This window comes from Streptomyces sp. NPDC045026 (assembly GCF_056432625.1).
The window spans coordinates 377503-389900 of record NZ_JBWKIS010000007.1 but is presented as its reverse complement, the minus strand read 5'-3'; the positions used below and the strand labels follow the sequence as shown (position 1 = coordinate 389900).

Genomic DNA, 12398 nt, shown 5'->3' with positions numbered 1-12398 from the left:
TTTTGCCTGTCTGTGCGCCGCCAGGGACTCGAACCCCGGACCCGCTGATTAAGAGTCAGCTGCTCTAACCAACTGAGCTAGCGGCGCCTGCTGACTCGAAAATAATACCTGGTTCTCAGGGGTGCTCAGGACACACGGTGGGCGGGTGCCTAGATCGCCAGGGAGAGTAGTACCGGTGCCGCCCCGCGGTTCAGTGTCTCCGCGGCGTGGTGCAGGCGGTGGGCGTGCTCGATCGGGAGCGAGAGCGCCAGCGCGCCTACCGAGGAGCCCGCCGTGATCGGGACCGCCGCGCACACCGTGCCCACCGCGTACTCCTGGAGGTCCAGGACCGGCACCGTCGCGGGCTGGGCGTCGAGCTTCGAGAGAAGGACGCGCTCGTTCGTGATCGTGCGCGAGGTGAGGCGGGCCATCTTGTGACGGGAGAGGTGGTCGCGCCGCGCGTTGAGGTCGAGCTGGCCGAGGAGGCTCTTGCCGATCGCGCTCGCGTGCGCCGCCGAACGGAAGTCCACCCACTCGTTGACCGCGGGGGTCGCGGGGCCCTGGGCGAGCTGGGTGATGCGGATCTCACCGTCCACGTACCGGCTGAGATAGACCGCCGCGCCCACCGTCTCGCGCAGGCGGTCGAGGGTGCGCTGGAGGCTCGCCGTGAGCGCGTCCGCGCGGCCCTGCGCCGAGCCGAGGCTGGTCAGCGTCTCGCCCGTGACGTACGCGCCGTCGCCGGTCTGCTCCACGTACCCCTCGCGGCGCAGCATGCGCAGCAGCGGGGCGAGCCGGTCCGCGGGCAGTCCGGTCTCGTTGCCGAGTTCGGTGTCGGTGACGCCGGCGCCGCGTCGTGCGACGGTTTCGAGCACACGAAGGGCGTGCTGCACCGAGTGGTGCTGCGCGATCGGCTCGTGTTTCAGCGCCACGGCATCCCCCTGCAAGGACCGGTTCCGGACAGCTGGCCTCGGTCCACGATAGCCGCCAAGAGCCCTTTGTGGGACGGCTGTTGGCGACTTGGGTGGCGCGCTCCGGGCCTGTCAGCAGGAACGCGCCACCCTGGCATATGTCAAAGTCATGCCCCAGGTTCGGGACCTCGGGACTTACCGGCCCTCACCGATCGTGGTCACAGAACTGCGCTGAGAAATTCCCGCGTCCGCTCGTGCTCCGGATCGCTGAAGATCTTCTCCGGCGGCCCGGACTCGATGACCCGGCCCGCGTCGAACATCAGGACCTGGTCCGAGATGTCGCGGGCGAAATTCATCTCGTGGGTCACACAGAGCATCGTGATGTCCGTGGTGTGCGCGATGTCGCGCAGCACGTCCAGGACGCCGGCGACCAGCTCCGGGTCGAGCGCGGAGGTGACCTCGTCGAGGAGGAGTACCTGCGGGCGCATCGCGAGGGCGCGGGCGATGGCGACGCGCTGCTGCTGCCCGCCCGAGAGCTGTGTCGGGTACGCGTCGCAGCGGTCGCCGAGCCCGACCATGTCGAGCAGCTCGCGGGCGCGCTGCTCCGCCTCGTCCTTGGAGAGGCCGAGGACGGTGACCGGCGCCTCCATGATGTTGCGCAGGACCTTCATGTTCGGGAAGAGGTTGAACTGCTGGAAGACCATCCCGATGTTCTTGCGGACCTCGCGGATGTGCTTCTCGCCGGCCGGGACGAGCTTGCCGCCCCGGTCCTCGTGCGTGAGGTACTCGCCGTTGACCTTGATCGTGCCCTCGTCGGGCTTGATCAGGGTCATCAGGAGCCGCAGGATCGTCGTCTTGCCGGAGCCCGACGGGCCGATCAGCGTGACGTGCTTGCCGGAGTCGACCGAGAAGTCGAGCTCGTCGAGGACGGTGTTGGCACCGAAGCGCTTGACGACCTTGTCGAAGCGGATCAGCTCGCTGCCGTCCACCTTGGGGTTGGACTGTTCGTCGGTGAGGTTCGCGTCAGCGGACAAGGCGTCGCTCCAGGGCTCGGAGGAGGAGGGAGGAGGGGTAGGCGATGACGATGAAGGCGACACCGATGACCGTCAGGGCCTCGGTGTACTGGAACGTCTGGGCCGCCTCCAGGCGCGAGCGCTGCAGCATCTCCAGGACGCCGATGGCGGCGAGAAGCGGTGTGTCCTTCAGCATCGCGATGACGTAGTTGCCGAGCGCGGGCACGACGCGGCGGATGGCCTGAGGCAGGATCACCGCGGTCCACGTTCTGCGGTAGGGAAGGCTCAGCGCGCGGGCGGCCTCCCACTGACCCACCGGGACCGCTTCGATGCCCGCGCGGTACACCTGCGCGGTGTACGTCGAGTAGTGCAGGCCGAGCGCGAGGACACCGGTGGTCAGCGCGGAGAACTGGACGCCCCACTCCGGCAGCACGAAGTAGAAGAAGAACAGCTGGACCAGGAGCGGGGTGTTGCGGATGAACTCCGTGATGATCCCGACGGGCCAGCGGACGAAACGTGTGGGCGCGCGGAACGCGATGGCCCACACCAGGCCGAGGCTGAAGGAGATCAGCGAACCCAGAACGAGGGCCTGGAGGGTGACCAGGACGCCGTCCCAGAAATGCGGCATGAAGTCGGCGACGGCCGACCAGTCCCAGGTACCGGAGGCGATGGTGATCACGCGCCGCCACCTCCCGCGCTGGTGGGAACGGGTGCGGTCTCCGTCGTCTGACGGATGTCGAGCTTGCGCATGATGCCGATTCCCGTGTCGGGGCGCTGGCCGATCCCGGCCTTGGCCTTGCGTTCCAGGGAGCGCATCACGCGCGTGAGCAGGAACGCGATCACGAAGTAGATGACGAGCGTGAGGGAGTAGATCTCCGCGCTCTCCGTCGTCGCCAGACGTACCAGGTTGGCGGCGAACGACACGTCACCGATCCCGAGCAGCGAGACCAGGGCGGTGCCCTTGAGGAGTTCGATCAGCAGGTTCGAGAACGGCGGGATCATCTCCGGCACGGCCTGCGGCAGCAGGATCAGCCGCATCCGCTGCCAGGGGGTGAAACTCAGCGCGACCCCCGCCTCGCGCTGAGCGGGCGCCACCGCGCCGAGCGCGCCGCGTACCACCTCGGCGCCGTACGCGCCGTAGGACAGGCCGAGCGCCAGGACCGCGGCCCACATGGGGACCAGCGACCAGCCGGCGAGCTGCGGCAGGACGAAGAAGATCCAGAACATCAGGATCAGCGCCGACGTGCCGCGGAAGACCTCGGTGTAGAAGCCGGCGACGAAGCGCACGATCCACAGCCGGTGGGTGCGGGCCATGCCCGCGCCGAAGGCGACGACGGTCGCGAGGGCCGCGCTGTACACGGTCAGCTGGATCGTGATCCAGATGCCCGGAAGGACCCAGTGTTCCCACAGTCCCGCTGTCATTTGCACAGCTCCTCTGCGGTCAGCTTCGTCATCTCGGCCTGGGTGAAGCCGAACGGCCGCAGGATGCGGAAGAGTTCGCCGCTCGCCTTCATCTTGTGGATCTCCTTGTTGAAGGCGTCGCGCATCGCGGTGTCGTTCGAGCGGAACGTGAATCCGCCGCCGTCGACGTGCTTCTTGCCTCCGACCAGGGGAGCGAACGGCTCGGTGTGTTCGGCCTTGCGGCTCTTCCTCGTCACCTCACGCGTGGTGAGGGCGGTGCCGGCGAACACGTCGATACGTCCCGCCTCCACGGCGTTCAGGCCGGCGACCTGGTCCTGGAGGATGACGATTTCGCTCTCCTTGTAGCCCGCCTCGACCGCGTAGGCGATCTCCGCGTAGCCGGTGCCCGTGCCGAACTTCGCCTTCGCCTTCACGCAGTCCGCGTAGTCGTGCAGGTTCTTCGGGTTGCCCTTGCGGACGATGAAGGAGTCGAGCATCTGGTACTCGGGGTCCGCGAAGATGACCTGCTGGCAGCGCTCCTTGTTGATGTACATCCCGGCCGAGACCACATCGAACTGCTGGGTCTGCAGGCCGGGTATCAGGGAGCTGAAGTCGGTGGCGACGGGCTGGACATGGCCGACACCGAGCCGTTTGAAGATGACCTTGGCGAGTTCGACGGCCTCGCCCGTGAACTTTCCGCTGTCGTCGATGTAGCCGTAGGGCACCTCGCCCGCGATCCCGAGACGCACCGTGCCCTGCCCCTGGAGCCGCGCGAGCGTGTCGCCATTCGGGACGCGGCTGCAACCCGCGGCCCCGAGGGCGCCGGCCGCGCCGAGAGCGGTGGCACCGATGAGCAGAGATCGTCGGCCTATGCCCTTTCTGTCGCTTCCTAGGCTTCTTGTTCCTTCTGTGACATTCCAAATAGGTGGAGCCATGGGCGCGCGGCTACCCGACTCGACACAACCTATGCGCATCAATTCAAGCCCTTGATGCCAGCGGGGCGCCCTTGACCCAGGGGGGACCATGGGGCTGAACATGGAGGGCATGGCCGACCGATACATCGAAGTCTCCCTCGCCAAGCGGGGAGTTCAGTGCACGGCAAAGCTGCTCGACGACCGCGCACCGCTGACCTGCGCGGCGGTGTGGGACGCGCTTCCACTGGGCTCCGACGTCTACCACGCGAAATACGCGCGCAACGAGATCTACGCCCTTTTCCCGGCATTCGCGGACCGGGAGCCACCCCTGGAGAATCCGACCATCACCCCCATTCCGGGGGACCTCTGCTATTTCTCCTTTTCCGGTACGGAACTGGGGACCCAGGCATACGGCTATGAATCCGGCGCCGAGCTGAAGCCCGGCGCCGCCGTCGTCGACCTCGCCCTCTTCTACGAGCGCAACAACCTGCTGATCAACGGCGACGTCGGCTGGGTCCCCGGCATCGTCTGGGGCCAGATCGTGGAAGGCCTCGACCGGATGGCCGAGGCCTGCCAGGACCTGTGGCGCGGCGGCGCGCTGGGCGAGACGCTCGAGTTCAGGCGAGCGTAGGCGCCGCGATTCCGGCGATTCCCGCCTCGTACAGGCTGTGCGCGGCACGCAGGACCAGTGCGTCCGCGTGCCGCGCGCCCACGATCTGCAGCCCCACCGGCAGCCCGTCCGCGTCCACCCCCACCGGGACGGTCGCCGCCGGCTGCTGCGTCAGGTTGAACGGGTACGTGAACGGCGTCCACCCCGTCCAGCGCCGCAGCCCCGACCCCTTGGGCACCTCGGCGCCCGCCTCGAACGCCGTCAGCGGCAGCGTCGGCGTCACCAGCAGGTCGTACGTCGAGTGGAACCGGCCCATCCGCCGCCCGAGCTCGGCCCGCACGTCGACCGCCGCGAGATACGTGAGCGCGCTGTAACCGGACCCCTGCGCGCAGATCTCACGCAGGCCCGGATCGAGCAGCGCGCGCTGCGCGGGCGACAGGTTCTGCGTCACCCGCGCCGCCCCGCTGAACCACAGCGTGTGGAACGCCTCCACCGGGTCCGTGACGTCCGGATCGGCCTCCTCGACGTACGCCCCGAGCCCCGCGAGCCCCTCAACGGCCTTGCGGACCGCCGCCGCGACCGCCGGCCGCACCGCGACCTGCCCGCCGAACGACGGTGAGAACGCGACGCGCAGGCCCCGCACCCCGCCGCCCAGCCCGTCGCGGAAACCGCCCTCCACCGGGCCGAGCTGCGACCAGTCACGCCAGTCCGCGCCGGTGATCACGTCCATCATCAGCGCCGCGTCGGCCGCGTCCCGCGTCATCGGCCCCACGTGCGAGAGCGTCCCGAACGCGGACGCGGGATAGAGAGGCACCCGCCCGTACGTCGGCTTCAGACCGAAGATCCCGCAGAACGCCGCCGGGATCCGCACCGAGCCGCCGCCGTCGGTGCCCAGGGACAGCGGCCCCGCCCCGAGCGCCACCGCCGCCGCGCTGCCGCCGCTCGATCCGCCCGAGGTGCGCGAGAGATCGTACGGATTGCGGGTCACGCCCGACAGCGGCGAGTCCGTGACGCCCTTCCAGCCGAACTCCGGCGTCGTCGTGCGGCCCACGAACACCGCGCCGTGCTCGCGCAGCCGCGCCACGGACGGCGCGTCCTCGTCCCACGCGCCCTCGGCCCGCACCGTGCGCGAGCCGCGCAGCGTCGGCCCGCCGCGCATCAGCAGGATGTCCTTCACCGACACCGGGACCCCGTCCACCGGTCCCTGTGGCTCACCTCTGCGCCAGCGCTCCGTGCTCGCCCGCGCCTGCGCGAGGGCGGTCTCCGCGTCGAGCCGTACGAAGGCGTTGACCGCGGGATCCACCTCCTCGATGCGGTGCAGAACGGCCCGCGTGGCATCGACGGGGCTGAACCCGCCCGTGCGATAGCCGTCGACGAGCGCTTCCGCGGTCAGCTCGGTGAGCTCGGTCATCCGCTCTCCTCAGGTCGATCCGGGAGTGCCGATCCGGGACCCTCGTGGTTCAGTCCGTTCAGTCGGATCGGTCAGTGTCCGGGGACATACCCACGTTTCTTGTCGACCACGTTCGGAAGTGGCTCCCCGGCAGCCCATTTCTCGTAGAACTCCACGAACTGGCGCGACAGTTCGTCCCGCCAGCCGACCGTGTCGCCGCTCATGTGCGGGGAGACGATCAGGCCGGGCGCGGTCCACAGGACGCTGTCCCGCGGCAGCGGTTCGTGCTCGAAGACGTCGAGCGCGGCGCCCGCGATCCACCGCTTGGCCAGCGCGTCCGCGAGGTCGTCCTCGACGACGAGCTGCCCGCGGCCCACGTTGATGAAGCGGGCGGACGGCTGCATCATCCCGAAGAGCCGCGCGTCGAACATGCCGCGCGTGTCCTCGGTCAGCGGCGCCGCGCACACCACCCAGTCCGCGCGGGCCACCAGCCGGCCGAGGTCCGCCGGCCCGTGCACTCCGGCCCGTGCGGTGCGCCCGACCAGCGCCGTCGTGATCCCGAGCGCCTTCAGCGTCGCGACGATCGCCCGGCCGATCGGCCCGGAACCCACCACGCACGCCCGGGTGCCCGCGACGCGCTGGGTCTCGCGGTGGCGCCATTCGCGCTCGCCCTGCAGGGCGAGCGTGCGCGGCAGGTCCTTCGCCATGGCGAGGACGAGCGCGCCGACGTACTCGGCGATCGGCTGGTCGAAGACGCCGCGCGCGTTCGTCACGACCGTGTCCGACGCGGCGAGTTCCGGGCACATCAGCCGGTCGACGCCCGCGCTCGCGGTGTGCACCCAGCGCGGCCGCGGGCCCTCGCCCGGCCAGGCGGCGCGCACGGCGTCGGACAGGAAGTCCCAGACGAGCAGCACGTCGGCCGAGGGGAGTTGAGTGGCGAGCGTCGACTCGTCGGCGTGCACGACGCGCGCCCGTCCCATGAGCCGGCCGAGGCGCGGTGGGGGGTCGTCGTCGAGCACCAGCAGGGTCACTTCAGACACGTTCGCTCCGGTCGTCGGGCCGCGCACCGGGGGGCATCGGGCCGGGAAACCGGCTGGTCGTCGAGCCGGTCATCGGGCAGGTCATCGGCAGAAACCGTTTCGCAACGATGGTCCGCTTCATTGGTAGGAAAAAGTGCGGATTGACCACGCTGGCAGCCGAACCTACCTTCGTCAACAGAGGCACTTTTCTGTTGCCCCCGCCCTGTCCCGACGTCCCGGCCCGCCGGCCGGCTCTCCGCAGCATCGTCTCGAACGTCTCAAGAGACTTGGGGCCTGTCATGGACGTCTCCTTCCTCGGCGGACCACACCCTCAACGCGGTGTCGGTGTCGTCGCACCCTTCGACTTCGCCCTCGACCGCGAACTGTGGCGCTGGGTCCCCGACGAGGTGTCACTGCACCTCACCCGTACCCCGTACGTGCCCGTCGAGGTCAGCCTCGACCTGGCCCGTCTGGTCAGTGAGCACGAGACGCTCGGCGAGGCGGTGCGCGCGCTGAGCGCCGCCGAACCCGAGGTACTCGCGTACGCCTGTACGTCGGGCAGTTTCGTCGGCGGCATCGCGGGCGAACGCGCCATGTGCGAGGCCATGTTCCGGTCGGGCGAACGCCCCTCCGTCACCACGTCGGGCGCGCTCCTCGAAGCGCTCACCGAGCTGGGCGCCCGCCGTATCGCCCTGGTCACCCCGTACACGCGGTCGGTGACCGAGTCGCTCGAGGAGTATCTGGCCGAGGCCGGCATCACCGTCACGGGCCGCGCCTTCCTCGGTCTGACCCGGCACATCTGGAAGGTTCCGTACCGGGACGTGGCCGACATGGCCAGGGGCGCCGCCCGCCAGGACGCCGACGCGCTGTTCATCAGCTGCACGAACCTGCCGACGTACGACGTCATCCCGCAGCTGGAGGCCGAGCTGCGGATCCCGGTGATCTCAGCCAATCAGGTCACGGTATGGGCAGCGCTGCGCAGGCTGGGTACCCGTGCCGTGGGGCCGTATCAGGCGCTGCTTGACGAGTCGGCGCGGTACTGGCCGGTCCCCGAGCTGCCGCAACTGCCGCAGGAACCGGCCCGTGAGCTGCCGGAAGAACAGGAAGGGTGGGCATGACCGCAGTCGGATTTCTCTACCCGGGACACTCGGCCGAGGACGACTATCCGCGAATCGAAATGCTGATGGACAGCGATGTGAGGCTGCCGCTCGTCCACACCGACATCGGTGAGGACGCGCACCGCGTCGACGCCCTGATCGAGATGGGCTCCCCGCAGCGGCTCGCCGCCGGTGTCGAGGAGCTGCGCCTGTCCGGCGCCGAGGCGGTCGTCTGGGCGTGCACCAGCGGCAGCTTCGTCCGGGGCTGGGAGGGCGCGCACGAACAGGTGCGGGAGCTGGCCAGGGCCGCGGGCCTGCCCGCCTCCAGTACGTCGTTCGCGTTCGCCCACGCCGTACCCGAGGTCGGCGCGCGCAGCGTCGCGATCGCGGCGACGTATCCGGAGGACGTGGCGGACCACTTCCGCACGTTCCTGAAGGCGGGCGGCATCGAGGTCGTCTCGGTGCGCGGCAGCGGCATCATCACGGCGGCCGAGGTCGGCACCTGGGGATGGCCGGAGGTCAGGGCGATGGCGAAGGCGGGCGATCACGCGGACGCGCAGGCGCTGCTCCTGCCGGACACGGCCCTGCACACGGCGGCCTACGTCCGTGACCTGGAGCAGGAGCTGGGCAAGCCGGTCCTGACGGCCAACCAGGTCACGGTGTGGGAGGCGCTGCGCCTTGCGGGGCGCCGGGTGAACGCACCGGCGCTCGGCGCGCTCTTCACGAAGGAGCCGCTGGTGCAGGTGTGATCCTTTTCAGGCGTCCGGAATAAACCGGAGCCATCCTCCGTTAAGTCCGGGCGCAGACAGTACCGTACTTACAGGAGGACTCCGTGGCCGGTAACGACGAGATCCGGGCAACCGCCCAGGGCACCGCCCCCGTGCCCCTCTCGGTCCTCGATCTGGTGACCGTCGGCGCCGGCTTCACCGCCACCGACGCCCTCCGCACCAGTGTCAAGATCGCCAAGCTCGCGGAGAACCGCGGCTTCAACCGCTACTGGGTCGCCGAACACCACTCCATGCCCGGAGTGGCGTCCTCGTCCCCGGCCGTGATCCTGGCGCATCTCGCCGCCCACACCGAGCGCATCCGCCTCGGTTCGGGCGGCGTCATGCTGCCCAATCACGCGCCCCTGGTCATCGCCGAGCAGTTCGGCACCCTGGAGGCGATGGCCCCGGGCCGCATCGACCTCGGCCTCGGCCGCGCCCCCGGCACCGACGGCGCGACCGCCGCCGCCCTGCGCCGCACCGACCGGCTCAACGAGGGCGCCGACGACTTCCCCCAGCAGCTCGCCGAGCTGACCCGCTTCCTCGACGACGACTTCCCCGACGGACACCCCTACGCCCGCATCCACGCGGTCCCGGGCCCGGTCCAGGCGACGTCCCCCGGCGGCGTGCAGTCCCCGCACCGCCCGCCGGTCTGGCTCCTCGGTTCCTCCGGCTTCAGCGCCCGCCTCGCCGGCGTCCTCGGCCTCCCCTTCGCGTTCGCGCACCACTTCTCCGCGCAGAACACGGTCCCGGCCCTCGACCTCTACCGCGAGTCCTTCAAGCCGTCCGCGGTCCTGTCCTCCCCGTACGCCCTCATCGGTGTCTCCGCGCTCGCCGCGGACGAGGAGTCGGAGGCCCGCCGCCAGGTCCTCGCGGCCGCCCTCAACATGGTCCGCCTGCGCACCGGCCGCCCCGGCCTCGTCCCGACCCCCGAAGAGGCGGAGCGTTACGAGTTCAGCCCGATGGAGCGGGAGTTCGTCGACAGCTGGAACTCGAACGTCATCCACGGCACCGCCGACGAGGTCCGCGCGGGCCTCGACGACCTCCAGAAGCGCACCGGCGCCGACGAGCTGATGCTCACCGCCAACGCCCACACCGCCGAGATCCGCCTGCGCAGTTACGAACTCGTCGCCGACGCGTACGGGCTGCCGCGGGCCTGACCCGGCCGGCCGGGGTGCCGCCTCGCACGGGGGGAGGCGGCACCCCGCGGTCTTCACGAGCCGTCAGGAAGACGTCAGGAACCGTCAGGAAGCCGTCTTGCGAAGGCTGCCAAAGGGCTGCCAAAGGGCTGCCAAAGGGCTACCAAAGGGCTGCCGAAATACCCGAAAGGCCGTCAGGAAGCCGTCAGCAGCGCGGAGATACGATCCGGCGCCACCGGGCGTGAGTACAGCCAGCCCTGGCCCGTGTCGCAGCCGATCTGGCGCAGACGCGCCGCCTGCGCCGCCGTCTCCACGCACTCGGCCGTGACCGTGAGGCCGAGCCGGTGCGCGAGCTGCACCATGGCCTCGACGATCACGGCGTCCGCAGGGGTCGCGTGCTCGCCCCCGTCGTCGTACTGGAAACCGCGGACGAACGAGCCGTCCAGCTTCAGGACCGACACCGGGAGCCTGCTCAGGTAGGCGAGGTTCGAGTAGCCGGTGCCGAAGTCGTCGATGGCGATGTGCACGCCCATGTCGCTGAGCGACTGCAGGACCTGGAGGGGGCGGCCCGACGAGCCCATCACCGCCGACTCCGTCAGCTCCAACTGCAGCAGTTGCGGCGCGAGTCCGGTCTCCGCGAGGACCTCGGCGACATCCGTCACCAGGTCCGAGTCCCACACCTGACGCACCGCCACGTTCACGCTCACGTAGACCGGCGGCGCCGCGGGGTGCTCCAGCTGCCAGCTGCGCGCCTGCCGGCAGGCCGTGCCCAGGATCCACCGGCCCAGCTGCACGATCGAGCCGTCCTCCTCGGCCAGTCCGATGAACCGATTCGGCGTGAGCATTCCGAACTGGGGGTGATCCCAGCGCACGAGCGCCTCGACGCCGCGCAGCGCCCCGTCCCCCAGATTCACCAGCGGCTGGTACTCGAGGACGAACTCGCCGCGCTCCACGGCGGGGCGCAGGCTCGACGACAGGGCCTGGCGGGTCATCCGGTGCGCGTTGCGCTCCGGGTCGAAGAGCGTCCAGCGCGCCTTGCCGTCGGCCTTCGCCCAGTACAGCGTGGTGTCCGCGGCCTGCATCAGACCCGTCGCCGTCGTGCCCTCCACGTGCCGCTCCACGACGCCGATCGAGGCCGACATTGCGAGCCGCTGCCCCGACAGGTCGAACGGCTCCTGGAGCGCGCGGAGCACCGATTCGGCGAGCCCCGCGAGCTGTTCCGTGCCGGCCGAGTCCTCCACGAGCAGCGCGAACTCGTCGCCGCCGAGCCGGGCGACCAGCGGGGCCGTGGCCCCCCGCCCGTAGCCGATCCGGTCGGCACAGCGCGTGAGACGCTCGGCGACGGCGGCGAGCAGCCGGTCCCCGACGCCGTGCCCGAGCGCGTCGTTGACCGCCTTGAACCCGTCGAGGTCGAGGTAGCACAGCCCGATCCGGCCGCTGCCCGCCCCGTCGTAGGCGCCCGCCTCCAGCGCGGCGGAGAGCCGCTCGAAGAACAGCGTGCGGTTCGGCAGCCGGGTCACCGGGTCGTGCATCTGCAAGTGCCGCAGCCGCGCCTGGAGTTCACGGCGGGCGCTGATGTCGGCGAGGGAGAGCAGCACCGTACGGCCGCCCGGCACGGGCGAGACGGTGACCTGGACCCACACGGAGTGCCCGTCGGGGTGCTTGATCCTGCGGGTGCACGTCAGCCGCGCCTGCCGACCGCGCAGCACCTCGCGGTACGTGTGCCAGGTGCGGGAGTCGGACGCCAGGTCCACGAGCTCCGCCGCCGTGTGGCCGGTGAGTCTGCCGGGGTCCTCGACACCGAGCATCGCGGCGAGCGCGGCGTTGGCGGTGACCACCTGGCCCTGGCGGTCCACGACGGCCAGGGCGAGCGGGGCGGCGAGGAAGGCGGAGAGGTAGGGGGCGGGCGGGGACGCCGGCGGGGGAGGGGGTTCGACACCGAGCGCCTCATGGGGCCGGGCTTCCTGGCCGCCGCGTACGGCGTCGGCGGCGGCTGTGTGCGAGGGCGCCGCCACCGCTGCGGAACTCTCCGTGACGGCGCGGCGGGAGGAGTCGGGTGCCGCGTCGGCCGCGGTCGTCGGCCCTTCGGACATTCCGCTCACCGCTCGCTCCCGCAGTGCAGTCGTTCCGGGGGTCCGGGAGGGTTGCTCCCGGGTCATCACAG

The 12398-nt window shown here is 70.5% G+C and carries 12 protein-coding genes and 1 tRNA gene; 4 read left to right on the top strand and 9 right to left on the bottom strand.

The annotated features are described in order from the left end of the window. Positions 1-13: 13 nt before the first annotated feature. The 6 genes from AC07EJ_RS18895 to ehuB all read right to left on the bottom strand — a co-directional run bounded on the left by AC07EJ_RS18895 (position 14) and on the right by ehuB (position 4236). Positions 14-87, bottom strand: a tRNA-Lys gene (locus AC07EJ_RS18895). 62 nt (positions 88-149) lie between these two features. Beyond that, positions 150-908: an IclR family transcriptional regulator gene (locus AC07EJ_RS18890; protein ID WP_389477080.1), complete on the bottom strand. Its 759-nt coding sequence runs from the start codon at positions 906-908 to the stop codon at positions 150-152. Positions 909-1105: 197 nt separating this feature from the next. Further along, a complete protein-coding gene (gene ehuA, locus AC07EJ_RS18885; RefSeq protein WP_389477082.1) occupies positions 1106-1921 on the bottom strand; it encodes an ectoine/hydroxyectoine ABC transporter ATP-binding protein EhuA in 816 nt (271 codons plus the stop codon). Beyond that, positions 1911-2528 carry an ectoine/hydroxyectoine ABC transporter permease subunit EhuD gene (ehuD, locus tag AC07EJ_RS18880; protein ID WP_389477515.1) on the bottom strand — a complete coding sequence of 206 codons (618 nt, stop codon included), beginning with the start codon at positions 2526-2528 and terminating at the stop codon, positions 1911-1913. The genes ehuA and ehuD overlap by 11 nt, the downstream gene beginning before the upstream one ends. A gap of 47 nt (positions 2529-2575) precedes the next feature. Beyond that, positions 2576-3322 carry an ectoine/hydroxyectoine ABC transporter permease subunit EhuC gene (gene ehuC / locus AC07EJ_RS18875; protein WP_389477084.1) on the bottom strand — a complete coding sequence of 249 codons (747 nt, stop codon included), beginning with the start codon at positions 3320-3322 and terminating at the stop codon, positions 2576-2578. After that, complete coding sequence (gene ehuB, locus AC07EJ_RS18870; RefSeq protein WP_478884559.1) at positions 3319-4236, bottom strand: ectoine/hydroxyectoine ABC transporter substrate-binding protein EhuB; 918 nt, start codon at positions 4234-4236, stop codon at positions 3319-3321. The genes ehuC and ehuB overlap by 4 nt, the downstream gene beginning before the upstream one ends. Positions 4237-4345: 109 nt before the next feature. On the opposite strand from ehuB, the gene AC07EJ_RS18865 reads away from it, so the two are divergent. Next, the gene (locus AC07EJ_RS18865) at positions 4346-4846 is read left to right on the top strand and encodes a DUF3830 family protein (RefSeq protein ID WP_478884567.1); all 501 of its coding nucleotides are present in this window, start codon (positions 4346-4348) and stop codon (positions 4844-4846) included. On the opposite strand, the gene AC07EJ_RS18860 is transcribed toward AC07EJ_RS18865, so the two are convergent. Continuing rightward, entirely contained in the window at positions 4833-6236 is a 1404-nt protein-coding gene (locus AC07EJ_RS18860) for an amidase (protein ID WP_478884558.1), read from the bottom strand. The genes AC07EJ_RS18865 and AC07EJ_RS18860 overlap by 14 nt on opposite strands. Positions 6237-6307: 71 nt before the next feature. Further along, positions 6308-7195 carry a D-2-hydroxyacid dehydrogenase gene (locus tag AC07EJ_RS18855; protein WP_389477520.1) on the bottom strand — a complete coding sequence of 296 codons (888 nt, stop codon included), beginning with the start codon at positions 7193-7195 and terminating at the stop codon, positions 6308-6310. 338 nt (positions 7196-7533) lie between these two features. On the opposite strand from AC07EJ_RS18855, the gene AC07EJ_RS18850 reads away from it, so the two are divergent. The 3 genes from AC07EJ_RS18850 (at position 7534) to AC07EJ_RS18840 (ending at position 10255) form a co-directional block, all read left to right on the top strand. Beyond that, entirely contained in the window at positions 7534-8352 is an 819-nt protein-coding gene (locus tag AC07EJ_RS18850) for a maleate cis-trans isomerase family protein (protein ID WP_389477090.1), read from the top strand. Beyond that, entirely contained in the window at positions 8349-9080 is a 732-nt protein-coding gene (locus tag AC07EJ_RS18845; RefSeq protein WP_393582129.1) for a maleate cis-trans isomerase family protein, read from the top strand. The genes AC07EJ_RS18850 and AC07EJ_RS18845 overlap by 4 nt, the downstream gene beginning before the upstream one ends. Positions 9081-9163: 83 nt before the next feature. After that, positions 9164-10255, top strand: coding sequence for an LLM class flavin-dependent oxidoreductase (locus tag AC07EJ_RS18840; RefSeq protein ID WP_389477094.1), 1092 nt, complete (start codon positions 9164-9166; stop codon positions 10253-10255). Between the two features lie 173 nt (positions 10256-10428). Here the strand turns inward: AC07EJ_RS18840 and AC07EJ_RS18835 are convergent, their stop codons facing one another. Then, positions 10429-12327 (bottom strand): putative bifunctional diguanylate cyclase/phosphodiesterase, encoded by a 1899-nt coding sequence (locus AC07EJ_RS18835; protein WP_478884566.1) that lies wholly within the window; start codon positions 12325-12327, stop codon positions 10429-10431. Positions 12328-12398 lie beyond the last annotated feature (71 nt).